The following is a 22,666-nucleotide window of genomic DNA, read 5'->3' as shown; positions in this document are numbered from 1 at the left end:
CGGGAGGGGCGCTACCGCCGGGGTGTCAGCGCTGCACCGTGATCCGACCGGCCGTCCGCACCACGCGCCCCACGCGCAGGGCCAGGTGCTTGGCGTAGCTCAGCACCAGGGCGCTGTAGCCGGGGGTGGGGCCGCGGTAGAAGAAGAAGCCGCGGGGGCCGTCGACCATCCGGCCGGTGCGCACGTCGTAGCGGCTGGCGTGCCAGGGGCAGACCAGGCAGCCGTCGGCGTCGACGGTGCCCTTGCTCATGTCCGCGAGCTGGTGGCGGCAGCGCCGCGACACCGCGAAGTCCTCGCCCCTGCTCGTCCCCACCGCCCACCGGCCGACGCGGCGGACGGTGCCGGGCGGGGTCGGGACGTCGGGGATGGACGTGTCGGACAGGGACGCGTCGGTCACGGTGCCTCCGGAGGAGTGGTGGGCGGCTGGTCCGGGGCGTACCCCCCGCACCGGCCGGCCACACCACGCCCCCGGGGGCGTCAGGCCCGGGCGATGTCGCCGACGAACTCGGCCACGCGGTCGACGAGCTCCTTCTGGTGGGGCTCCAGGTCGTGCCCGCCCATGCCGCCGACGACGGGCAGCAGGCCGTCGTCCACCAGTGCACCCCGGCGAGGGTCCCGATGGTGGCCAGACCGCAGAACGGCACGTAGACCGGGCTGTACCCGCCCTCCTGCACGAGCACCAGCCGCCCGCCGGCCGAGCGGGCCGCGGCCTCCATGACGGTCTCGGTCAGGGTGATGAACCCGCGGGTGGTGACGAGCTGGCAGGCCAGCGGGTCCATCGCGTTGGGGTCGAAGCCCGAGGCGACGATGACCAGCTCGGGCGCGAACGCCTCCAGCGCCGGACCGATCACCGTGCGCGCCGCGTACTGGTACGCGCCGTCGCCGCAGCCGACCGGCATCGGGATGTTGACGTTGTAGTTCTCGCCCGCCCCGGTGCCGCGCTCCTCGACCAGCCCCGAGTCCGGCGGGAAGCAGCGGTCCTGGTGCAGCGAGATCGTCAGCACCGACGGGTCCTCGGCGAAGATCGCCTGGGCGCCGTTGCCGTGGTGCACGTCCCAGTCGACGATCGCGATCCGCTCGATCCCGAGCACCGCCTGCGCGTGCTTCGCCGCGATCGCGACGTTGTTGAAGATGCAGAACCCGAGCCCGGTCTCCGGCAGGGCGTGGTGCCCGGCCGGGTTGACGAGCGCGTAGCCGTTGTCGACGGTGCCGGCGACGACGGCCTCGGTCATCGCGATCGCGCTGCCCGCGCCGAGCGCCGCGATCCGGTAGGCGCCCTTGCCGAACGGCGAGATGCCGTCGCCCGCGTCGCCGCCCTTGGGCTGCGCGCTCTCCCGCACGATCCGCTCGACGTGCTCCGGGGTGTGGACCCGGGTGATCTCCTCGACGGTCGCGGCGCGCGGCGCGATCCGGGTGAGGTGGTCGAGGAGCCCGGACACGCAGATCAGCTCGTGCATGCGCCGCTTGGTGTCCGGGTGCGCCACGTGGTGGGAGATGGGCTGGTGGCCGAGGTCGGGGTCGGCATCGCGGGACTCCTACTTCGTGCGGCGATCGCGGAGGCGCTGCAGCTTGCCGACCGAGCGCTCCAGCGAGTCGGGCTCGACGACCTCGCAGGTGACGCTGACGCCGATGCCGTCCTTGACCGCCTTCACCAGCTCGGCGGCCGCGGCCGCGCGGCGCTCGGGCGGGGTGTCGTGGCGGGCCTCGACCCGCACGGACAGGGCGTCGAGCCGGCCCTGCGTCGTCAGCTCGAGCTGGAAGTGCGGGGCGAAGCCCGGCGTGCGCAGGACGATCTCCTCGATCTGCGTCGGGAAGAGGTTCACCCCGCGCAGGATGATCATGTCGTCGCTACGACCGGTGATCTTCTGCATCCGCCGCATGGAGGGGCGGGCGGTGCCGGGCAGCAGCCGGGTGAGGTCGCGGGTGCGGTACCGGATGATCGGCAGCGCCTCCTTGGTGAGCGAGGTGAACAGCAGCTCGCCCTCCTCGCCGTCGGCGAGCGGCGTGGCGTCGAGCGGGTCGACGACCTCGGGGAGGAAGTGGTCCTCCCAGACGTGCAGCCCGTCCTTGGTCTCGACGCACTCCTGCGAGACGCCCGGGCCCATCACCTCCGAGATCCCGTAGATGTCGACCGCGTGGAGGTCCATGCGGTCCTCGATCTCCAGGCGCATCTGCTCGGTCCACGGCTCGGCGCCGAACACCCCGACCTTGAGCGACGACGAGGCCGGGTCGATGCCCTGGCGCTCGAACTCGTCGATGATCGTGAGCAGGTAGGACGGCGTCACCATGATGACGTCGGGCTCGAAGTCGGTGATCAGCTGCACCTGGCGCGGGGTCATGCCGCCCGAGATCGGGATGGCCGTGGCGCCCAGCCTCTCGATGCCGTAGTGCGCGCCGAGGCCGCCGGTGAACAGGCCGTAGCCGTAGGCGTTGTGCACCTTCTGCCCGGGACGGGCGCCTGCCGCTCGCAGGGACCGCGCGATGAGGTCGGACCAGCGGTCGATGTCGCCCTCGGTGTAGCCGACGACCGTGGGCTTGCCGGTGGTGCCCGACGACGCGTGCACCCGACGGACGTCGGACTGCGGCACGGCGAACATGCCGAACGGGTAGTTGTCGCGCAGGTCGGCCTTGCTCGTGGTCGGGAACTTCGCGATGTCGGCGAGCTCGCGGCAGTCGTCGGGGTGCACGCCGTGGGCGTCGAAGGCGCGGCGGTAGTGCGGCACGCTCGTGTAGGCGTGGCGCAGCGTCCACTGCAGCCGGCCGAGCTGCAGCGCGCGCAGCTCGTCGACCGACATCCGCTCGGCCGCGTCGAGGGTGTCGGGGGCGGGGGCGTCGCCGAGCCGGCGGGCGGTGGTGGTCATGACTCCTTCTTCGCGACGAGGGTGAGGACGTCGTAGCGGGCCACCGACTCGCCGTCCTGACGCGTGACGTCGGCGTCCCAGCGGACCTCACCGTAGGCCGCCGAGTCGCGCGGGGTCAGCTGCTTGCAGGTGAGCGTGACCGTGAGGGCGTCGCCGAACTTGACCGGCGTCAGGAAGCGCAGGTGGTCGACGCCGAAGTTGGCGAGCACGGGGCCCGGGTCGGGGTCGACGAACAGGCCCGCGGCGAGGGAGACGATGAGGTAGCCGTGCGCGACGCGCTCCCCGAACAGCGGGTTGGCCGCGGCGGCCTCGGCGTCCATGTGGGCGTAGAACGTGTCGCCGGTGAACTCGGCGAAGTGCTCCACGTCCTCCTGCGTGACGGTCCGGGGCCCGGCGACGAGCGTGTCGCCCGGCCGCAGCTCCTCGAGGTGCTTGCGGAACGGGTGCACGTCGGACTCGCGGCGCTCGGCGCCGGTGACCCAGCGGCCGGTGATCGCGGCGATCGTGTCGGGGTCGCCCTGGATCGCGGTGCGCTGCATGTGGTGCAGGACGCCGCGGATGCCGCCCATCTCCTCGCCGCCACCGGCGCGCCCGGGGCCGCCGTGGACGAGCTGCGGCATCGGCGAGCCGTGGCCCGTCGACTCCTTCGCGTCGCGGGAGTTGAGCACCAGCAGCCGGCCGTGCCAGGGCGCGACGCCCAGGACGACCTCGCGGGCCCACGCCGTGTCGGCCGTGACCAGCGAGCCGGCGAGGCTGCCCTGGCCGCGGGCGGCGTAGTCGATCAGCTGGGCGGTGGAGGAGTACGGGAGGATCGTCGAGACCGGGCCGAACGCCTCGACCTCGTGGGGCTCGCTGCGCTCCGGGTCGCCCACCAGCAGGATCGGGGAGAGGAACGCGCCGCGGTCGGCGTCGCCGTCCTCCACGTCGATGTGGTCGGGGTCGCCGAACACGATGCGCCCGGCGTCGGCCAGCGCCTTGACGCTGCGGCGCACCTCCTCGCGCTGCTCCAGGCTCGCGAGAGCGCCCATCCGGGCCGACGCGGGGTTGCCGACCGTCACCTTCGCCAGGCGCGCCGACACCGCCTCGACCACGGCGTCGACGTGCTCCTCGGGGACGAAGGCGCGCCGGATCGCGGTGCACTTCTGGCCCGCCTTGACCGTCATCTCGGCGACGAGGCCCTTCACGAACAGGTCGAACTCCTCGGTGCCGGGCGTGGCGTCGGGGCCCAGCGCGGAGAGGTTGAGCGAGTCGGCCTCCGCGGTGAACCGCACGGCGTGGCGGACGATCGCGGGGTGCGTGCGCAGGGTCTGCGCCGTGGACGCCGAGCCGGTGAAGGAGACGAGGTCCTGGCCGGTGAGGTGGTCGAACAGGTCGCCGACCGAGCCCGCGACGAACTGCCACGCGCCCTCGGGCAGCAGGCCCGAGTCGACGATCAGCTCGGTGAGCCTCGCGGTGAGGAACGCCGTCGGGCTCGCGGGCTTGACGATGCTGGGCACGCCGGCGAGGAACGCGGGCGCGAACTTCTCCAGCGGCCCCCACACGGGGAAGTTGAACGCGTTGACCTGCACCGCGACGCCGTGCAGCGGGGTGCACACGTGCTGGCCGAGGAACGTGCCGCCGCGGCCCAGCGGCTCCACGTCGCCGTCGACGTAGACGGTGTCGTTGGGCAGCTCGCGCTTGGCCTTCGAGGCGTAGGCGAGCAGGACGCCGATGCCGCCGTCGATGTCGAACTTGGAGTCCCCGAGCGTGGCGCCGGTCTGCGCCGACACCGCGTAGAGCTCCTCGCGGTGCTCGCGCAGGTGCTGGCCCAGCGCCTTGAGCAGCGCGGCACGCTGGTGGAAGGTCAGCGCGCGCAGCGCGGGCCCGCCGACGGTGCGGCCGTGCTCCAGGGCTCCGGCGAAGTCGAGGCCGTCGGAGGAGATGCGGGCGATCTCCGCACCGGTGACGGCGTCGTGCAGGGGGCGTGCCTCGCCGGTCGCGGTGTGCCAGTCGCCCATGACGTGGCTGCGGAGTGTGGGGGTGCTCAAGAGGTGTCTCCCAGTTCTCGGTCGGGGAAGGTCAGACGCGCTCGATCAGGAGGGCCACGCCCTGGCCCACGCCGACGCAGAGCGAGGCGAGGCCGCGGCGGCCGCCCTCGCGGCGCAGCCGGTGGGCGAGGGTGAGGGTGATGCGGGCGCCGGAGCAGCCCAGCGGGTGGCCGAGCGCGATGGCGCCGCCGTCGGCGTTGACGGTCTCGGGGTCGAGCCCGAGGCGCCGCACGCAGGCGAGGCTCTGGGCGGCGAAGGCCTCGTTGAGCTCGACGGCGTCGAGGTCGCCGGCCGACCAGCCCGCGCGATCGAGCGCCTTGCGCGTGGCGGGCACCGGGCCCAGGCCCATGACGTGCGGGGCGACGCCGACGCTCGCGCCGACCACGATCCGCGCGATCGGCGTCAGGCCGTGCTCGCGGACCCCCCGCTCACTGGCGACGACGAGCGCGGCGGCCCCGTCCGACAGTGGCGAGGCGTTGCCCGCGGTGACGACGCCGCCCTCGCGGAACACCGGGCGCAGGCGCCCGAGCGACTCCGTCGACGCGTCGGGCCGCGGCCCCTCGTCGGCGGTGACGACGACCGGGTCGCCCTTGCGCTGGGGGATGGGGACGGGCACGAGCTCGTCGTCGAAGCGGCCGTCCTTGGTCGCGGCGGTGGCGCGGGCGTGGCTGCGCACGGCGAACTCGTCGCACTCGGCGCGCGTGATGCCGTCGAGCGCGGCGACCTCCTCGGCCGTCTCGCCCATCGACAGCGTGACCGGGCCCTCGGTCTCGGTGTGCACCTCCGGCGCCGCGCGGTCCATCGCGGTGAAGCGCGGGTTGGTGAAGCGCCAGCCCAGCGAGGTGTCGGCGACCTCGCCCGGCTTCGCCCACGGCGTGCCCGGCTTGGCCATCACCCAGGGCGCGCGGGTCATCGACTCGACGCCGCCGGCCACGACGACGTCGGCCTCGCCCGCGCGGATCGCATGCGCCGCGTTCGTGACGGCCGTCAGGCCGCTCGCGCACAGGCGGTTGACGGTGTAGCCGGGCACCGTCGACGGCAGGCCGGCCAGCAGTAGCGCCATGCGCGCGACGTCGCGGTTGTCCTCGCCGGCCTGGTTGGCGGCGCCGAGGACGACCTCGTCGACCGCGTCGGCGGGCACCCCGGCGCGGCGCACCGCCTCGGCCACGACCAGCGCGGCGAGGTCGTCGGGGCGGACGCCCGCGAGCGCTCCGCCGTACTTGCCCTGCGGGGTGCGGGCCCCGCTCACCAGGAACACCTCGGTCATCCGGCCTCGTCTCAGCGGTCATCCAGCGAACGATCGTTCGGTTGTGGGGGAGGCTAGCATGACCCGGGTGGAGACCAACAGTGCTGCAGGCGACGCCGCCGTCCTCGTCACCGCCGACGAGAAGGACCCCGCCGTCGCGATCGTGACGCTCAACCGGCCGGCCAAGCGCAACGCGCTCACCGTCGAGCTGAAGGAGGCGCTGCTCAGCGCCCTGGAGGGCGTCGCGGCCGACCGCTCCGTCCGGGCCGTCGTGCTGACCGGCACGGGCAGGTCGTTCTGCGTCGGGCAGGACCTCGGCGAGCACGTGCAGGCGCTGGAGGCCGACGCGGCCACCGCGTTCGCCACGGTCGAGAAGCACTACAACCCGATCGTCCGGTTGCTCGCCACGATGCCCAAGCCCGTGGTCGCGGCCCTCAACGGGGGAGCGGTGGGCGCGGGCCTGGGCCTCGCGCTCGCCTGCGACCTGCGCGTCACCGCCGACTCCGCCACCTTCGCCACGGCCTTCGCCGCCATCGGCCTCACTGCCGACTCCGGCCTCTCGGCCACGCTCGTGCACTCCCTCGGCGCCGCCCGCGCCACCGAGCTCCTGCTGCTCGGCGAGTCCTTCGACGCCGCCGCCGCGCAGGCGTCCGGGCTGGTCCGGGCCGTCGTGCCGGTCGAGGAGGTGCTGGGCGCGGCGCTGGAGCTCGCGCGCACGCTCGCCGCCGGCCCGACGCTGGCCTACGCCGAGATCAAGCGGGCCGTCGCGATCGGCGCGGTCTCGCCGCTGGACCGCGTGCTCGACGAGGAGGGCGCCGCGCAGGGCCGGCTCGGCGTCACGCGCGACCACCGCGAGGCCGTCGACGCGTTCCTGGCGAAGCGACGACCGTCCTTCGAGGGCGCATGAGTGCGGCCCCGGCGGAGCCGCCGGCCCCGGCCGTCCGCACGCGTCGCGCCCGCGGGGAGGCGGGCGCCCGGCGGCCCGTCTACGACGCGTCGTCGCTGCTCACGGTGGCCGTCGCGGAGTTCAACACCCGCGGCTACGACGCCACCAGCATGGAGGACCTCTCCCGCGCGGCCGGCATCACCAAGTCGTCGTTCTACCACCACGTCAGTGGCAAGGAGGAGCTGCTCCGGGCGGCCCTGCACCGCGCGCTCGACGGGCTGTTCGGCATCCTCGAGGAGCCCGCGGCGCAGGACGGCCCGGCGCTGGCGCGGCTGCAGCACATCATCCGCCGCCAGGTCGAGGTGCTGACCTCCGAGCTCCCGTACGTCACGCTGCTGCTGCGCGTTCGGGGCAACACCGAGACCGAGCGCTGGGCGCTGGCCCGGCGCCGCGCGTTCGACGCGTCGATCGCGTCGCTGGTGGCCGAGGCCGTGGCCGACGGCGAGGTCCGCTCGGGCGTCGACCCGCTGCTGGCCGCGCGGCTGCTGTCGGGCACCGTCAACTCGATCATCGAGTGGTACCGCCCGGGGCGCCCGGGCACCGAACGGCTGCCCGACGACATCGTCCGCGTCGTCTCCGACGGCATCATCCCGCCCGCCTGACGCGCCGCGTCACACGTCCGCCCGGTTGCGTCGTGGGCGGAGGTGCGCCATCATCAGACGAACGAACATTCGGTTACGGAGGATTCCCATGACGGTGACCGAGGACCGCCCCGGTCCTGCGCTGGACCTCGAGGCCGGCTTCGACCGGACGATCGAGGCCGACCAGCGGATCGAGCCGCGGGACTGGATGCCCGAGGCCTACCGGAAGACCCTCATCCGCCAGATCGCCCAGCACGCGCACTCCGAGATCATCGGGATGCAGCCGGAGGGCAACTGGATCCTGCGGGCGCCGTCGCTGCGCCGCAAGGCGATCCTGCTGGCCAAGGTGCAGGACGAGGCCGGGCACGGCATGTACCTCTACGCCGCGGCCGAGACGCTCGGCGTCGACCGCGAGGAGCTCACCGAGAAGCTCATCGACAGCAAGCAGAAGTACTCGTCGATCTTCAACTACCCGACGCTGAGCTACGCCGACATCGGCGTCATCGGGTGGCTCGTCGACGGTGCCGCGATCTGCAACCAGGTGCCGCTGTGCCGCTGCTCCTACGGCCCGTACGCGCGCGCCATGATCCGCATCTGCAAGGAGGAGTCGTTCCACCAGCGGCAGGGCTTCGAGCTCCTGCTGGCGATGGTCAACGGCACCGACGCGCAGCGCGAGATGGTGCAGGAGTCGGTGAACCGCTGGTGGTGGCCCTCGCTCATGATGTTCGGCCCGCCCGACGACGACTCGCCCAACTCCGCGCAGTCGATGGCGTGGGGCATCAAGCGCCACACCAACGACGAGCTGCGCCAGCGCTTCGTCGACATGTCGGTGCCGCAGGCCGAGGCGCTCGGCGTCACGCTGCCGGACCCGGAGCTGGTCTGGAACGACGAGCGCGGGGCCCACGACTACGGGCAGCCCGACTGGGACGAGTTCAAGGCCGTCATCGCCGGGTCCGGCCCGGCCAACGCCCAGCGGGTGGCCCACCGGCGCCGCGCCCACGAGAACGGCGCGTGGGTGCGCGAGGCGGCGCAGGCGTACGCGGAGAAGCACGCGGGGGTGCGGGCATGAGCGGGGAGTTCACCGCGGAGGGCGGCCACGGGGCCGTGCCGACCGAGGGCGTCGAGACGGGGCAGGGCGCGAAGCCCTCGCGCCGCGCCTGGCCGCTCTACGAGGTGTTCGTGCGCGGCAAGCGCGGGCTCAACCACGTCCACGTCGGCTCGCTGCACGCCGCCGACGACGAGATGGCCCTGCACAACGCGCGCGACGTCTACACCCGCCGCAACGAGGGCGTGTCGATCTGGGTCGTGCGCGCCGACGCGATCACGGCGTCGAGCCCGGCGGAGAAGGACCCGTTCTTCGCCCCGGCCGGCGACAAGGTCTACCGGCACCCCACGTTCTACGCGATCCCGGAGGAGGTGCCGCACCTGTGAACGCCCACCACACCGACGTCGAGGAGCACGCTGTGACCGACACGGACGGGACGAACGCGTACCAGTCGCTGTCGGAGACCACCGGTCACGACGATCCGCGCTGGGCGTTCGGCACCGGCATCGTCACCGACGCCGGCGCGGAGATCACGTCGCCGGTGCCCGACGGCGTCGACCCGGCCGACCTCGCCGCCTACTGCCTCATGCTCGGCGACGACGCGCTGGTCTACAGCCACCGCCTCTCGGAGTGGGTCAGCAACGCCCCGGAGCTGGAGGAGGAGGTCGCGCTGGCCAACACCGCGCTCGACCTGCTCGGCCAGGCCCGCGTGCTGCTCGCCCGCGCCGCGCACCTGCGCGGCGGCGACGCCACCGAGGACTCGCTGGCCTACCTGCGCACCGACGGCGAGTTCCGCAACGTCGGCCTCGCCGAGCTGTCCGACGACCTCGACTTCGCCCGCGCCGTCGTCCGCCTGCTGCTGTTCTCGACCTGGCGGCTCGCGGTCCTGTACCGGCTGCAGGACTCGGCCGACCCCGTCGTCGCCGCGGTCGCGGCAAAGGGCGTCAAGGAGCTGACCTACCACCGCGACTACGCCGCCCGCTGGACGCTGCGCCTGGGCGACGGCACGGACGGGTCGCACCACCGCGCGCAGGACGCGCTCGACGCGCTGTGGCCCTACGTCGGCGAGCTGTTCCGCACGTCCGACGAGGAGCGCCGGCTCGTCGACGCCGGGGTGGCCGTCGACCCGGCCGCCGTGCGCGAGGAGGTCGACGGCGTGCTCGACCAGGTCCTCGAGCGCGCCACGCTGACCCGTCCCGAGCGCCCGTTCATCGGCACCATCGGCGGGCGCAGCGGGCGGCAGGGGCTGCACACCGAGCAGCTGGGGCCCGTGCTGGCCGAGATGCAGAGCCTGGCGCGGCAGCACCCGGGTGCGACGTGGTGACCGGCGCGGCTGCGCCGCTCGTGAGCGGCAACCGTGGTCCTGGGCACGATCCGCACTCACGGGGCGCTCGCGCCGTCGTCGCCGACGTCGTCGACCCCGAGATGCCGATGCTCACCCTCGACGACCTCGGCGTCGTCCGCTCCGTCGACGTCGACGGCGACGCGGTCACCGTCACGATCACCCCGACCTACTCGGGCTGCCCCGCCGTCGACGAGATGCGCCACGACATCGGCGCCGCGCTCACCCGCGCCGGGTACGCGCGCGTCGACGTCCGGACGGTGTTCTCACCGGCCTGGAGCACCGACTGGATCAGCGACGCGGGCCGGCGCAAGCTCGCCGAGGCGGGCATCGCCCCGCCCGGCCGGGCCGCCGCCCGGGCCACCGGCCCGGTCCCGCTGACGCTCGGTGCGCCCTCGTCGTCGGTGCGCTGCCCGCAGTGCGGCGCGCCCGCCACCGACGAGCTCTCCCGCTTCGGCCCCACCGCGTGCACGTCGCTGCGCCGCTGCCCGTCGTGCCGGGAGCCCTTCGAGCACATGAAGGAGATCTGATGACGGCCGCCACCACCGAGGTCGCCACCACCGACGTCGCCGCGCCGCGCATCAGCGGTTTCCACCCGCTGCGGGTCGCGGCCGTCGAGCGCCTCTGCGACGACGCCGTCGCCGTCACCTTCGACGTCCCCGACGACCTCCGCGAGGCCTACGCCTTCCGCCCCGGCCAGTACCTGACGCTGCGCCAGGAGACCGCCGACGGCGAGGAGCGCCGGTCGTACTCGATCTGCGCGCCCGCCGGTGCCGCCCCGCGGGTCGGGGTGCGCCGCGTCGCGGGCGGGCTGTTCTCCGAGTGGCTGGTCGACCGGCTGGAGGCGGGCGACGAGGTCGAGGTCGGGCCGCCCGCGGGCGCGTTCACCCCCGAGCTCGAGGCCGGCACCCGGCACGGGCTGGTCGCGGCCGGGTCGGGCATCACGCCGGTGCTGTCGATCGCCGCGTCGCTGCTCGCCGCCCACGACGATATTCACGTCACCCTGCTCTACGGCAACCGCCGCACCGACACCGTCATGTTCACCGAGGAGATCGCCGACCTCAAGAACGCCTACGGCCCGCGGCTGCACCTGCTCAACGTGCTCTCCCGCGAACCCACCGAGGCCGACATCTTCAACGGCCGCCTCGACGCCGAGCGGATGCGCACGCTGTTCGGCGCGCTCGTCGACGTCGAGGACACCGACCACTGGTGGCTGTGCGGCCCGCTCGGCATGACGGAGGACGCCGTCACGGTGCTCACCGAGCTGGGCGTGGACCGCAAGCGGATCCACCGCGAGCTGTTCTACGTCGACGAGCCGCCGCCGGAGCCCACCCGCGCCGACGACGAGGCGGTCGACGGCGAGGGCAGCGAGGTCACGGTCGTGCTCAACGGCCGCTCCACCACGCTCACGCTGCCGCGCGACGTGTCGGTGCTCGACGCCGCGCAGAAGGTCCGCGGCGACCTGCCCTTCGCCTGCAAGGGCGGGGTGTGCGGGACGTGCCGGGCGAAGGTCACCGACGGCGACGTCACGATGCGCCGCAACTTCGCCCTGGAGGACGACGAGGTCGAGGCCGGTTTCGTGCTGACCTGCCAGACCCTGCCGGTCTCCGACGCGGTGACGATCGACTTCGACAGCTGAGGGCTCCGGACCTCGACAGGTCAGGCCCCGGCGCGCCGCCGCACCTCCCGCGGCGGTGCGCCGAACCAGCGCCGCACCGCCCGCGTGAGCGCCGACTGCTCGGCGAGCCCGACCATCGCGGCGACCTGCGAGAGCGGCAGGTCGGTGCGGGTGAGCAGGCGGTGCGCGGTGTCGCGGCGCACGTCGTCGAGGATCGCGGCGAACGTCGTGTCCTCGGCGGCGAGGTAGCGCTGCAGCGTCCGCGGGTGCAGCCGCAGCAGCCGGGCCACGGCGTCCACGCGCGCGGGCGAGGTGCCCAGCGACTGCGCCAGCGCCGCCCGCACGCGCGGCGCGACCAGTCGTCCGGGCTCGGGGAAGTGGCTCTCCAGGAACTCGACGGCGATGCCGTGCAGCATCTCGTCGCCGCCGCGCACCGGGGTGGCGGCGAGCTCGGCGGGCACGCGGAGCACGGCCTGCGGGCGGTCGAACAGGACGTCGGCGCCGAAGAACGCGGTGTAGCGCGACACGGGCGCGAGCGGCGGGTGCGGCAGGTGCGCCGCGCGCAGCCCGTACGGCCCGGCGCGCAGCAGCCCCACGACGCGGTGCAGCAGCCCCAGGCCCAGGTCGATCGACTGCGGCGGGATGGCCTCGGCATCGCGGCTGCCGTAGCGCAGGCCGACGACGCCGCGCGCGCCCTCGGGATCGGCCACCTGCTCGACGCTCAGCGCGGGGCTGTGCACGAACAGGAACCGCGAGGCGCAGTCCAGCGCGTCGCCCATGGTCTGGGCGCTCTCGACGGCGATCGCCAGCGGCCCCAGCACCTCCGGACCCTGGTGCTCGGCCAGGCGCAGCCCGAGGTCGGGGCAGGCGAGCTCGGCGGCGGCGGTCTCCAGCAGCCGGCCCGCGGTGCGGGAGGGGATCACGGCGTCGTCGACGTCGACGGCCTCCGGGGGCACGCGGAAGCGGGCGAGCAGCGCGGCGCCGTCGCCGCCGAGGTCGTCGACGAGCGGCTGCAGACCCCGCAGGGCCGCGGCGCGCACCATCGACCCCATGTCGCGCAAGGGTAAATGGTTGTCGTCCAGGGTCAAGTGGCCGTCGGCGCGGGCGGGCACACTGGCACCGTGACCGACGACCAGAGCAGCAGTGCCGTGACCCCGCCGGAGCACGTGGACGTCCTCGTCGTCGGAGCCGGGCTGTCCGGCATCGGCGCCGCGTGGCGGCTGCAGCAGGAGCGCCCGGGCACCACCTACGCGATCATCGAGGCGCGCGACGCCATCGGTGGCACCTGGGACCTGTTCCGCTACCCGGGCGTCCGGTCGGACTCGGACATGTTCACCCTCAGCTACCCGTTCCGGCCGTGGACCGACGCGAAGTCGATGGCCGACGGCGAGAGCATCCGGCGCTACATCACCGACACCGCGGCCGAGGGCGGCATCGACCGGCACATCCGCTTCGGCACCCGCGTCGTCAGCGCGTCCTGGTCGTCGGCGGACGCCCGCTGGACGGTCCGCACGCTCTCCGACGCCGGTGAGCAGGAGCTGACCTGCGGCTTCCTCTACGTCTGCACCGGCTACTACGACTACGCGCACGGCCACCAGCCCGTGTTCGCCGGGCTCGACGACTTCACCGGCGAGTTCGTCCACCCGCAGTCCTGGCCCGCCGACCTCGACCACACCGGCAAGCGGGTCGCCGTGATCGGCAGCGGCGCCACGGCCGTCACCCTCGTCCCGGCGATGGCCGGGACCGCCGCGCACGTGACGATGGTGCAGCGGTCGCCGTCCTACCTGACGGCGTTGCCCGGCACCGACGCGCTGGCCGACACGCTGCGCCGCGTCCTGCCCGCCGGGCTCGCCCACACGTTGGTGCGGGCCAAGAACGTCGCGATGACGCAGGCGTTCTACCAGCTCAGCCGGCGTCGCCCGGAGCGCGTGAAGGCGATCCTGCGCAGCATCGCGCTGCGCTTCCTCCAGGACCCCGCGTACGTCGACGAGCACTTCACGCCGACCTACCAGCCCTGGGACCAGCGGCTCTGCGTCGTCCCGGACGGCGACTTCTTCCGCGCGGTCCGCCGCGGCGACGCGTCGGTCGTGACCGGGCACATCGACCGCTTCGTGCCCTCGGGCATCCGGATGACCACGGGCGAGGTCGTGGAGGCCGACGTCGTGGTGTCGGCGACCGGGCTCTCGCTGCTGGCCTTCGGCGGGATCGAGCTGAGCGTCGACGGCACGCCGGTCGACGTCGGCGAGGAGGTCACCTACCGCGGCGTCATGCTCAGCGGCGTCCCCAACCTCGCGTACTGCATCGGCTACACCAACGCGTCGTGGACGCTGCGTGCCGACCTGTCCTCCCGCTACGTCACCCGCCTGCTCGGCTACATGCAGCGCCGCGGGTACGCCAGCGCCACGCCGTCGCGCGAGGCCGCGGGGGAGGGACGCCGCCCGCTGCTCGACCTCAGCTCGGGCTACGTGCAGCGCGCCATCGACCGCTTCCCGCGCCAGGGTGCGCGCAACCCGTGGACCACGCGTCAGAACTACGTGCTCGACGCCCTCACCACGCCGTGGGCCGACCTGCGCCGGGACATGGCGTTCGCGCCCGCGCCCGCCGCCCGTCCCGTCGTCCAGGACAGCGCCCTGCAGGAGAGCACCCGATGAAGCCCTACCGGTTCGCCGGCCGCACCGCCGTCCTGACCGGCGCCGCCGGCGGCATCGGCGAGCAGCTGGCGTACGGCCTCGGTCTGCGCGGCAGCGACCTCGTGCTGGTCGACCGCGACGCCGACCGCCTCGACGCCGTCGCCGCCACGGTGCGCGAGCGGCACCCCGGGATCGCGGTGTCGACGAAGGTCGTCGACCTCGCCGACCGCGCGGCGACCGCGGCTCTGGCGCAGGAGGTCCTCGCCGAGCACCCGCGGATCGGGCTGCTGATCAACAACGCCGGGGTCGCGCTCGGCGGGCGGTTCGCGCAGCTCACGCTCGACGAGTTCGAGTGGGTCATGGACGTCAACTTCCGCGCGCCCGTCGTGCTCACCCACGCACTGCTGCCCACGCTGACCGCGGAGCCCGGCGGGCACCTCGTCAACGTCTCCAGCCTGTACGGGCTGATCGGCCCGGCGGGGCAGTCGGCGTACTCGTCGAGCAAGTTCGCGATCCGCGGGTTCAGCGAGGTGCTGCGCCACGAGCTCGCGCCGCTGGGCACCGGCGTCACGCAGGTGCACCCCGGCGGGATCCGCACGCGGGTCGCGGAGAGCGCGCGGGTGGGGTCGGGGGTGTCGGCCGAGGAGGTCGAGCGCAGCCAGAAGGCGTTCCGCTCGCTGCTGACCTACCCGTCCGAGAAGGCGGCCGAGGAGATCCTCGACGGGGTCGAGCGCCGGCGGACGCGCGTGCTGATCGCGGCGAGCGCGAAGGTCCCCGACGTGCTGGCGCGGGTGCTGCCCGGCTCGTACGGCGGGGTGCTCGACAGGCTCACCGCCGTACTGGCGAAGCGGGCGCGGGCGTGAACGGGGCGTTCGTCGACGTCCGCGGCGCGCGGGTCCGGGTGCACGAGAGCGGCGACCCCCCGCACCCGCCGGTCGTCCTGCTGCACGGGATCGGCCGGAGCCTGGAGGACTGGGAGCCCCAGCACGGGCTGCTGGCCGGCGACCACCGCGTGATCAGCCTCGACGTGCCCGGCTTCGGGTTCTCGCAGCGCCTGCCCGGTCCGGTGACGCTGCGCTCGCTGGCCGACGGCGTGCTCGCGACGCTGGACGCCCTCGGCGAGCACCGTCCCGTGCACCTCATGGGCAACTCGCTCGGCGGGGCAGTCTCGCTGCAGGTCCTCGCGCTCGCGCCGGAGCGGGTGGCGACGCTGACGCTGGTCAACAGCGCCGGCTTCGGCAAGGAGGTGGCGATCGCGCTGCGCATCCTCGCCGTGCCCGGGGTCGGTCGGCGGCTGCTCGACGGGGTCGATCGCACGGCCGCCCGCCGCACCGAGCGCGCCCTGTTCTTCGACCCCGCCTTCGTCACCGACGAGCGCGTCGACCACGCGATGGAGGTGGCCCGGCAGCCCGGCCAGGCCGAGGTGTTCCTGGAGGCGGCCCGCGAGCTCGGGACGTTCCGCGGCATCCGGGCGGCGTGGCGGTCGACGCTGCTCGAGGAGGTCGCCCGCCACCCCCGCCCCACGCTGGTGGTGTGGGGCGACCGCGACCTCATCCTCCCGCCCCACCACCTCCGCGCCGCCCGGGCGCTGGTCCCGCACGCCCGCACCCACGTCTTCGCCGACACGGGTCACGTGCCGCAGGTGGAGCGGGCCGAGGAGTTCGCCCGGTTGGTGCGGGGGACGGTGCTGGCGGGGGCGCGGGAGTCGGTGGAGGCGGGGTAGGTCGCTCCTCGTCGGAACCGCGTTCCGCGGAACGCGCAGGCCGGGTCCGGCCGGCTCGTGATCGCCGGGACCGTGACGCCACGGTCCCTGCAACGACCACCGAGTCGCACTCTCGGCGATCACGCGGCGCGGTCGGGGAGCGCTGGGTGAGCGGGGTGCGGGGCCGCGATCACCGCGACCCACCTCCGACCGTGAACGTGCATCACGGGCAGATGGTCGCGACCAGTGATCCACCGGCGACCATCCGCCCTTGATCGGTGGGCAGGAACCCGGGCGCCCGAAAGTCGTGGGAGCCCGGCTGTAACCCTCGCCCGGTCCCGGGACTCCTCCTTCATGACACCCCAGCCGCACCGAGTTCCGGAGGATCCGATGTCCGAGTGCTACGCCCCCGAGATGATCGACACCACCGACGTCGACACCACCGACGCGCTCGAGCTTCCCGCGACCCCGGAGTACTCCGCCACCGACATCGCGTACGAGTACGTCGACCTCGACGGCGACGGCCACACCGAGACGACCCTGATCGACTCCAACGACGACGGCCAGATCGACGCGGTCCTCACCGACGTCGACGGCGACACCTACGACGACGTGGCCCAGTTCGACAACGTCCCGGCCGACGGGCTGTTCGTGGCCGACGTCGTCGCGATCGCCGACCACGCCGACGGCCTGGCCGACCTCGTCCTCGACGACACCGACCTCGACGGGATCTTCGACGTGGCCACCCCGGGCGGGGACGAGCCGCTGCCCTACGCCAACCCGTACGAGACCTCCGCCGGCGTCGCGCCCCTGGGTGTCTGACCCACAAGCCGTCCCGGACGCCCGAGCGGTCACAGCACGCTGAGCAGCCGCAGCGCGACGACCAGCGAGAGCAGCAGCAGCGGCAGGCTGCCCATGACGGCGGCGAGTCGCAGTGCGGGGCCCACGTCCTCGTCGCGACGCACGTCCCCCAGCGCCTCGTCGACCATGCGGCGCAGGTGGGTCAGATCGGGGTCCTCGGGCACGGTCCGGGCTACCCGGGCCGGATGCGGGGAAACGGCGCCGCAGTGCGTTTGGGCCCCCCGACCCCGGGTAGCCGGGCCGCGACGGGAGGCCGCCGGGGCCACCCGCGAGGGGGAGTGCCGCGTGGGGATCCGGGACCTGCTGGCGTCGTGGCCGGTGTACCGCCAGCTCACCGGGACCGACCGGCTGGGGCGCGGCGCCGCGGCGCAGTCGCCGGAGCACGTCGGCCTGCGGCCGCGGACGGCCACGGCCGACCGCGTGGCCAAGTCCGTCTGCCCGTTCTGCGCGGTGGGGTGCGCGCAGAAGGTGTACGTCCGCGACGAGCGGGTCGTGCAGATCGAGGGCGACCCCGACTCCCCGATCTCCCGCGGACGGCTGTGCCCCAAGGGGTCGGCCAGCCTGCAGCTCGTGACGGGCCCGCAGCGCGAGGAGAAGGTCCGCTACCGCGCCCCGTACGCGACGGAGTGGACCGACCTCGACCTCGACACCGCGATGGACATGATCGCCGACCGCGTCCTCGCCGCCCGGGAGAGCGGCTGGCAGGACGTCGACGAGCACGGCAACCGGCTGCGCCGCACGACCGGCTTCGCGAGCCTGGGCGGCGCCACGCTGGACAACGAGGAGAACTACCTCATCAAGAAGCTGTTCACCGCGCTCGGGGCCATCCAGATCGAGAACCAGGCCCGTATTTGACACTCCGCCACCGTCCCCGGTCTGGGGGCATCCTTCGGGCGCGGCGGCGCCACCGACTACCAGGAAGACCTCGCGAACTCCGACTGCATCGTGATCATGGGCTCGAACATGGCCGAGGCCCATCCGGTCGGGTTCCAGTGGGTCATGGAGGCGAAGGCGCGCGGCGCCCGCGTGTTCCACATCGACCCGCGCTTCACGCGGACCAGCGCGCTGGCCGACACCTACGTCCCGATCCGCGCCGGCACCGACATCGCGTTCCTGGGCGGCGTGATCCACCACGTCCTGCAGAACGACCTGGACTTCCGCGAGTACGTCACGGCCTACTCCAACGCGTCGTTCGTCGTCGACGAGCGCTATGCCGACACCGAGGACCTCGACGGCCTGTTCAGCGGCTACGACGCCGAGACCGCGAGCTACGACGGCGCGAGCTGGCGCTACGAGAACACGCGTGCGGCGGGGGAGGGCGGGCCGGACGGGCCGGAGCGGGCGAAGGAGGAGACCGACGCGCTGCAGGAGGGCTCGGGCGGGCCGGCCGTCGAGAACGTCGGCGGGATCGTGCAGGACCCGACGCTGCAGCACCCGCGCTGCGTCTTCCAGATCCTCAAGCGCCACTACGCCCGCTACACCCCGGAGATGGTCGAGCGGGTGTGCGGGACGCCGCCGGAGCTGTTCCGCGCGGTGTGCGACGCGTGGACGGCCAACTCGAAGCGCGACCGCACCTCCGCGCTCGTCTACAGCGTCGGGTGGACCCAGCACAGCGTCGGCGCGCAGTACATCCGTGCGGGCTCGATCGTGCAGACGCTGCTGGGCAACATCGGGCGCCCGGGCGGCGGCGTGTTCGCGCTGCGCGGGCACGCGAGCATCCAGGGCTCCACCGACATCCCGACGCTGTTCAACCTGCTGCCCGGCTACCTGCCGATGCCGAGCGCGGGGCAGCACCCGGACCTGGCGGCGTACGTCGAGCACCTGCGGGCCGACTGCCAGAAGGGGTTCTGGTACGACGCCGACACCTACGTCGTCTCGCTGCTCAAGGAGTACTTCGGCGAGCACGCCACACCCGAGAACGACTTCGGGTTCGACTGGCTGCCGGCGATCAACGGTGACCACGGCACCTTCCGCACGGTCATGGACATGGTCGACGGGAAGGTGTCGGGCTACTTCGTGCTCGGCCAGAACCCCGCGGTCGGCTCGGTGCACGGGAAGCTGCAGCGCCTGGGCATGGCGAACCTCGACTGGGTCGTCGTCCGCGACCTCGCCATGATCGAGAGCGCCACGTTCTGGAAGGACGGGCCGGAGATCGAGACCGGGGAGATCGTCCCCGAGCAGTGTCGCACCGAGGTGTTCTTCCTCCCCGCCGCGTCGCACGTGGAGAAGGAGGGGACCTTCACCCAGACCCAGCGGATGCTGCAGTGGCGGGAGAAGGCCGTCGAGCCGAAGGGCGACCAGCGCTCCGAGCTGTGGTTCACCTACCACCTGGGGCGCCGGCTGCGGGAGCGCGTGGCGGCCTCGACGGACCCGCGCGACGAGCCGCTGCAGAAGCTGGCCTGGGACTACCGGGTCGACGGCGACGAGCCCTCGGCCGACGACGTGCTGCGCCGGATCAACGGCGTCGACCTGACGACGGGCGAGGCGGTGAACGCCTACACCGATCTCAAGGCCGACGGGACGACGATGGCCGGCTGCTGGATCTACACGGGCGTGTACGCCGACGACGTCAACCAGGCCGCGCGCCGCAAGCCCCACGACGTGCAGGGCCCCTACGAGAACGAGTGGGGCTGGACGTGGCCCGCGAACCGGCGGCTGCTCTACAACCGGGCGTCCGCCGACCCGCAGGGGCGGCCGTGGAGCGAGCGCAAGAAGCTGGTCTGGTGGGACGCCGAGCGCGGCGAGTGGACCGGCGACGACGTGCCGGACTTCCCGAAGGACGTCCCGCCCGGCTACGAGCCGCCCGAGGGCGCCTGCGGCCCGGCGGCCCTGCGCGGTGACGACGCGTTCATCATGCAGGCCGACGGCAAGGCCTGGCTGTACGCGCCGCACGGCGTCGTCGACGGGCCGCTGCCGACGCACTACGAGCCGCACGAGTCGCCGGTGCGCAACCCCCTCTACACCCAGCAGGGCAGCCCGACGCGCAAGGTCTACGGGCGTCCGGACAACCCGTCGAACCCGTCGCCGCCCGAGGCGCACTCGGAGGTGTTCCCGTTCGTGCTCACCGCGGCGCGGCTCACCGAGCACCACACCGCGGGCGGGATGAGCCGGCAGCTGCCCTACCTGGCGGAGCTGCAGCCGGAGCTGTTCGTCGAGGTGTCGCCGGAGCTCGCGCGGGTGCGGGGGCTGACGCACCTGGGCACCGCGCACGTCGTCACCAGCCGCGCGGCGGTCCAGGCGCGCGTCGTCGTCACCGACCGGATGGCGCCCCTGCGCGTCGACGACCGCGTGATCCACCAGGTCTGGCTGCCCTACCACTGGGGACACTCCGGGCTCGTGTCCGGCGACGTCGTCAACGACCTGTTCGGGATCGTCGTCGACACCAACGTCTTCATCCAGGAGAGCAAGGTCGCCACCTGCGACGTCCGGCCCGGCCCGCGCCCGCGGGGCGCCGACCTGGTGGCGATGCTCGCCGACCTGCGCGCCCGCGCGGGCATCACGACCGAGACCGGCACCCGCGTGGCGACCGCCCTGGGCGTTCCGCACACCGCCGACTCGCCGTCCCCCGAGGAGTCGTCATGACCGAGCGGAACCGCCTGTCCGGCCCGATGCACGACGTGGCGGGCGACGCCGGCTACGCCGAGCACCCGGCGCGCGTCGGGTTCTTCACCGACACCTCGGTCTGCATCGGGTGCAAGGCCTGCGAGGTGGCGTGCAAGGAGTGGAACGCCGTGCCCGAGGACGGGCTCGACCTGCTCGGCATGTCGATGGACAACACCGGGATGCTCGGCGCCGACTCGTGGCGGCACGTCGCGTTCATCGAGCAGGAGCGCGGGATCGGGCACCAGGAGCCGGCGCTGGACCTGCTGCCGACCGGCCCGTCCGGGCTGCCGCAGACCTCCCACGCGGTGGAGCCGCGGCTGGGGGCGGCGCCGCGGGGCGGGTCGGAGCTGGGCACCTCGCCGCTCCCGCACGACCCGGAGGAGCTGGGCATGCCGTCCTTCTCCCGCCCGGGCGACGCGACCGGGGCCGAGGTCCGCAGTTCCGTTCGCTGGCTGATGGCGTCGGACGTCTGCAAGCACTGCACGCACGCCGGGTGCCTCGACGTGTGCCCGACGGGCTCGCTGTTCCGCACCGAGTTCGGCACGGTCGTCGTGCAGCAGGACATCTGCAACGGCTGCGGCTACTGCGTCTCGGCCTGCCCCTACGGCGTCATCGACCGCCGCGAGGACGACGGCCGCGCCCAGAAGTGCACGCTCTGCTACGACCGCATCGGCGACGGCCTGGAGCCCGCGTGCGCCAAGGCGTGCCCGACGAACTCGATCCAGTTCGGCGACCTCGACGAGCTGCGCGAGCGCGCCGACCGCCGCCTCGAGCAGCTGCACGGGCTCGGCGTCGAGGAGGCCCGGCTCTACGGCCGCGACCCCGACGACGGCGTGGGCGGCGACGGCGCGTTCTTCCTGCTGCTCGACGAGCCCGAGGTCTACGGCCTGCCGCCGGACCCCGTCGTGCCCACCCGCGACGCGCCCGCGATGTGGCGCGCGGCCGGTGCGGCCGCCGTGGCGTTCGCGGTGGCGGGCGTCGGGGCGTTCCTCGGCGCGGCGCTGCCGGGGGTGCGCCGGTGACGCGCCGCCGGGACCCGGAGCCCGCCGAGCGGCGCAGCGACATCAGCGGGATCGGGCAGGAGGCGCAGCTGTTCCAGGGGGAGCAGCCCGTGCCGCGGCGCCGCCGGGGTGGTGGGTCGGGGAAGGGCGAGCAGACCGTCGTCCCGGACGCGGAGTTCCGCTCGTACTACGGGCGGCCCGTGCTCAAGTCGCCGGTGTGGGAGTGGAAGATCGCCGCGTACCTGTTCAGCGGCGGGCTGGCGGCGTCGACGGCGGTGCTCGCGGCCGGGGCCGACCTCACCGGCCGCCCCCGCCTGCGCCGGGCGTCCTGGCTCGGGTCGTTCGGGGCGCTGCTGGCCAGCATGTGGTTCCTGGTGTCGGACCTGGGGCGCCCCGAGCGGTTCCACCACATGCTGCGCGTCGCGAAGCCGACCTCGCCGATGAGCGTCGGGACCTGGATCCTCACGCTGTTCGGGCCCGGCGTGGGCGCCGCCGCGGTGTGGGAGCTGGTGCCGGCGCACCGGCGCGGGCACCCGCTCGCGCGGCTGCTGCGCGCGGTGTCGCGCCCGGCCGGGGTGGCGTCGGCGACGGCGGCGCCCGCGGTCGCCGCGTACACCGCGGTGCTGCTCTCGCACACGGCCGTGCCCGCCTGGAACGCGGTGCGCGACGAGCTGCCGTTCGTCTTCACCGGCTCCGCCGCCGCGGCGGGCGGCGGGTTCGGGATGCTCACGACACCGGTCCGGGAGGCGGGCCCGGCCCGCTGGTTCGCCGTGGCGGGCGCCGCGACCGAGCTGGCCGCGGGGCGGCGCATGGAGCACCGTGCGGGTCTGGTCGGGGAGACCTTGCGGACGGGCGCGCCGGGGCGGCTGCGGAAGGCCTCGGAGCTGCTGACGGCCGCCGGGCTGCTCGGCGCGCTGGTGGCGGCGCCGCGCAGCCGGGGCGGCGCGGCGGCGTCGGGGATCGCCCTGCTGGCGGGCAGCGCGCTGCAGCGGTTCGGGGTGTTCGAGGCGGGTGTGGCGTCGACGAAGGACCCGAAGTACGTCGTGGTGCCGCAGCGCGAGCGGCTCGCCGCAGCGGAAGCGGCCGCCGGTGAGGCCCAGCGCCAGAACGGCTGACCCGGGCGGTTCGTTCGTGACCGGCTCCGGCGGGGGGAGCCTGCTGCCCCGCGTCCTCGCGATCACCGGGCTGGACCGCCGGCTGGTC

General features: G+C 73.9%; 20 protein-coding genes and 1 pseudogene. 14 read left to right on the top strand and 7 right to left on the bottom strand.

Annotation, left to right across the window (positions count from 1 at the left end; all coding sequences use genetic code 11):
- Nucleotides 1–25: 25 nt before the first annotated feature.
- The 5 genes and pseudogenes from I4I82_RS04760 to I4I82_RS04740 all read right to left on the bottom strand — a co-directional run bounded on the left by I4I82_RS04760 (nt 26) and on the right by I4I82_RS04740 (nt 6,155).
- On the bottom strand, nt 26–397 hold the full coding sequence (locus I4I82_RS04760) for a Rieske (2Fe-2S) protein (protein ID WP_218590276.1): 372 nt from the start codon (nt 395–397) through the stop codon (nt 26–28).
- A gap of 304 nt (nt 398–701) precedes the next feature.
- A pseudogene (locus tag I4I82_RS34855) lies at nt 702–1,457 on the bottom strand (arginase family protein); the annotation flags it as partial.
- Between the two features lie 78 nt (nt 1,458–1,535).
- Complete coding sequence (paaK, locus tag I4I82_RS04750; RefSeq protein ID WP_218590275.1) at nt 1,536–2,861, bottom strand: phenylacetate--CoA ligase PaaK; 1,326 nt, start codon at nt 2,859–2,861, stop codon at nt 1,536–1,538.
- The gene (paaZ, locus tag I4I82_RS04745; RefSeq protein ID WP_225920508.1) at nt 2,858–4,888 is read right to left on the bottom strand and encodes a phenylacetic acid degradation bifunctional protein PaaZ; all 2,031 of its coding nucleotides are present in this window, start codon (nt 4,886–4,888) and stop codon (nt 2,858–2,860) included. The genes paaK and paaZ overlap by 4 nt, the downstream gene beginning before the upstream one ends.
- Nucleotides 4,889–4,919: 31 nt before the next feature.
- Nucleotides 4,920–6,155, bottom strand: coding sequence for a thiolase family protein (locus tag I4I82_RS04740; RefSeq protein WP_218595288.1), 1,236 nt, complete (start codon nt 6,153–6,155; stop codon nt 4,920–4,922).
- Between the two features lie 58 nt (nt 6,156–6,213).
- On the opposite strand from I4I82_RS04740, the gene I4I82_RS04735 reads away from it, so the two are divergent.
- The 7 genes from I4I82_RS04735 to paaE all read left to right on the top strand — a co-directional run bounded on the left by I4I82_RS04735 (nt 6,214) and on the right by paaE (nt 11,687).
- Nucleotides 6,214–7,041, top strand: a complete 828-nt coding sequence (locus tag I4I82_RS04735; RefSeq protein WP_218595287.1) for an enoyl-CoA hydratase-related protein — start codon at nt 6,214–6,216, stop codon at nt 7,039–7,041.
- The gene (locus I4I82_RS04730; RefSeq protein WP_218590272.1) at nt 7,038–7,682 is read left to right on the top strand and encodes a TetR/AcrR family transcriptional regulator; all 645 of its coding nucleotides are present in this window, start codon (nt 7,038–7,040) and stop codon (nt 7,680–7,682) included. The genes I4I82_RS04735 and I4I82_RS04730 overlap by 4 nt, the downstream gene beginning before the upstream one ends.
- Before the next feature lie 88 nt (nt 7,683–7,770).
- Nucleotides 7,771–8,730, top strand: coding sequence for a 1,2-phenylacetyl-CoA epoxidase subunit PaaA (gene paaA / locus I4I82_RS04725; RefSeq protein ID WP_218595286.1), 960 nt, complete (start codon nt 7,771–7,773; stop codon nt 8,728–8,730).
- Nucleotides 8,727–9,092, top strand: coding sequence for a 1,2-phenylacetyl-CoA epoxidase subunit PaaB (gene paaB / locus I4I82_RS04720; protein ID WP_225920507.1), 366 nt, complete (start codon nt 8,727–8,729; stop codon nt 9,090–9,092). The genes paaA and paaB overlap by 4 nt, the downstream gene beginning before the upstream one ends.
- 32 nt (nt 9,093–9,124) lie before the next feature.
- Nucleotides 9,125–10,030: a 1,2-phenylacetyl-CoA epoxidase subunit PaaC gene (gene paaC / locus I4I82_RS04715; RefSeq protein WP_218595285.1), complete on the top strand. Its 906-nt coding sequence runs from the start codon at nt 9,125–9,127 to the stop codon at nt 10,028–10,030.
- A gap of 20 nt (nt 10,031–10,050) precedes the next feature.
- Nucleotides 10,051–10,578 (top strand): 1,2-phenylacetyl-CoA epoxidase subunit PaaD, encoded by a 528-nt coding sequence (gene paaD, locus I4I82_RS04710; RefSeq protein ID WP_267461590.1) that lies wholly within the window; start codon nt 10,051–10,053, stop codon nt 10,576–10,578.
- Entirely contained in the window at nt 10,578–11,687 is a 1,110-nt protein-coding gene (gene paaE / locus I4I82_RS04705) for a 1,2-phenylacetyl-CoA epoxidase subunit PaaE (RefSeq protein WP_218590269.1), read from the top strand. Before paaD ends, paaE begins: the two co-directional genes overlap by 1 nt.
- A gap of 20 nt (nt 11,688–11,707) precedes the next feature.
- Here the strand turns inward: paaE and I4I82_RS04700 are convergent, their stop codons facing one another.
- A complete protein-coding gene (locus tag I4I82_RS04700) occupies nt 11,708–12,718 on the bottom strand; it encodes an AraC family transcriptional regulator (RefSeq protein WP_218595284.1) in 1,011 nt (336 codons plus the stop codon).
- A 69-nt stretch (nt 12,719–12,787) separates the two neighbouring features.
- On the opposite strand from I4I82_RS04700, the gene I4I82_RS04695 reads away from it, so the two are divergent.
- From I4I82_RS04695 to I4I82_RS04680, 4 genes are all read left to right on the top strand, one after another.
- Nucleotides 12,788–14,317 carry a flavin-containing monooxygenase gene (locus tag I4I82_RS04695; protein ID WP_226369878.1) on the top strand — a complete coding sequence of 510 codons (1,530 nt, stop codon included), beginning with the start codon at nt 12,788–12,790 and terminating at the stop codon, nt 14,315–14,317.
- Complete coding sequence (locus tag I4I82_RS04690) at nt 14,314–15,159, top strand: SDR family NAD(P)-dependent oxidoreductase (protein WP_218590266.1); 846 nt, start codon at nt 14,314–14,316, stop codon at nt 15,157–15,159. Before I4I82_RS04695 ends, I4I82_RS04690 begins: the two co-directional genes overlap by 4 nt.
- Nucleotides 15,156–16,019 carry an alpha/beta fold hydrolase gene (locus I4I82_RS04685; RefSeq protein WP_218595282.1) on the top strand — a complete coding sequence of 288 codons (864 nt, stop codon included), beginning with the start codon at nt 15,156–15,158 and terminating at the stop codon, nt 16,017–16,019. Before I4I82_RS04690 ends, I4I82_RS04685 begins: the two co-directional genes overlap by 4 nt.
- A 369-nt stretch (nt 16,020–16,388) precedes the next feature.
- Entirely contained in the window at nt 16,389–16,820 is a 432-nt protein-coding gene (locus I4I82_RS04680; protein WP_218595281.1) for a hypothetical protein, read from the top strand.
- A 29-nt stretch (nt 16,821–16,849) separates the two neighbouring features.
- Here I4I82_RS04680 and I4I82_RS04675 read toward each other — a convergent pair whose 3' ends face one another.
- Nucleotides 16,850–17,023, bottom strand: coding sequence for a hypothetical protein (locus I4I82_RS04675; protein ID WP_218594805.1), 174 nt, complete (start codon nt 17,021–17,023; stop codon nt 16,850–16,852).
- Nucleotides 17,024–17,144: 121 nt separating this feature from the next.
- Between I4I82_RS04675 and fdh the strand changes: the two genes are divergently transcribed.
- The 3 genes from fdh to nrfD are packed head-to-tail and all read left to right on the top strand — an operon-like array spanning nt 17,145 to nt 22,578.
- Complete coding sequence (fdh, locus tag I4I82_RS04670; protein ID WP_218595280.1) at nt 17,145–20,441, top strand: formate dehydrogenase; 3,297 nt, start codon at nt 17,145–17,147, stop codon at nt 20,439–20,441.
- Complete coding sequence (locus tag I4I82_RS04665) at nt 20,438–21,484, top strand: 4Fe-4S dicluster domain-containing protein (protein WP_218595279.1); 1,047 nt, start codon at nt 20,438–20,440, stop codon at nt 21,482–21,484. The genes fdh and I4I82_RS04665 overlap by 4 nt, the downstream gene beginning before the upstream one ends.
- Nucleotides 21,481–22,578 carry an NrfD/PsrC family molybdoenzyme membrane anchor subunit gene (gene nrfD, locus I4I82_RS04660; protein ID WP_372451413.1) on the top strand — a complete coding sequence of 366 codons (1,098 nt, stop codon included), beginning with the start codon at nt 21,481–21,483 and terminating at the stop codon, nt 22,576–22,578. The genes I4I82_RS04665 and nrfD overlap by 4 nt, the downstream gene beginning before the upstream one ends.
- Nucleotides 22,579–22,666 lie beyond the last annotated feature (88 nt).

It is taken from the genome of Pseudonocardia oceani, from assembly GCF_019263585.2.
Classification (GTDB): Bacteria; Actinomycetota; Actinomycetes; order Mycobacteriales; family Pseudonocardiaceae; genus Pseudonocardia; species Pseudonocardia oceani.
The sequence above is the reverse complement of the archived record's forward strand: the minus strand, read 5'-3'. Positions and strand labels throughout refer to the sequence as shown.

Excerpts from the sequence above, each read along its gene's own strand:
- paaK (WP_218590275.1), bottom strand. The coding sequence starts at position 2,861 with ATGACCACCACCGCCCGCCGGCTCGGCGACGCCCCCGCCCCCGACACC.
- I4I82_RS04740 (WP_218595288.1), bottom strand. The coding sequence starts at position 6,155 with ATGACCGAGGTGTTCCTGGTGAGCGGGGCCCGCACCCCGCAGGGCAAG.
- I4I82_RS04735 (WP_218595287.1), top strand. The coding sequence starts at position 6,214 with ATGACCCGGGTGGAGACCAACAGTGCTGCAGGCGACGCCGCCGTCCTC.
- I4I82_RS04730 (WP_218590272.1), top strand. The coding sequence starts at position 7,038 with ATGAGTGCGGCCCCGGCGGAGCCGCCGGCCCCGGCCGTCCGCACGCGT.
- paaA (WP_218595286.1), top strand. The coding sequence starts at position 7,771 with ATGACGGTGACCGAGGACCGCCCCGGTCCTGCGCTGGACCTCGAGGCC.
- paaB (WP_225920507.1), top strand. The coding sequence starts at position 8,727 with ATGAGCGGGGAGTTCACCGCGGAGGGCGGCCACGGGGCCGTGCCGACC.
- paaE (WP_218590269.1), top strand. The coding sequence starts at position 10,578 with ATGACGGCCGCCACCACCGAGGTCGCCACCACCGACGTCGCCGCGCCG.
- I4I82_RS04700 (WP_218595284.1), bottom strand. The coding sequence starts at position 12,718 with ATGGGGTCGATGGTGCGCGCCGCGGCCCTGCGGGGTCTGCAGCCGCTC.
- I4I82_RS04690 (WP_218590266.1), top strand. The coding sequence starts at position 14,314 with ATGAAGCCCTACCGGTTCGCCGGCCGCACCGCCGTCCTGACCGGCGCC.
- I4I82_RS04680 (WP_218595281.1), top strand. The coding sequence starts at position 16,389 with ATGTCCGAGTGCTACGCCCCCGAGATGATCGACACCACCGACGTCGAC.
- I4I82_RS04665 (WP_218595279.1), top strand. The coding sequence starts at position 20,438 with ATGACCGAGCGGAACCGCCTGTCCGGCCCGATGCACGACGTGGCGGGC.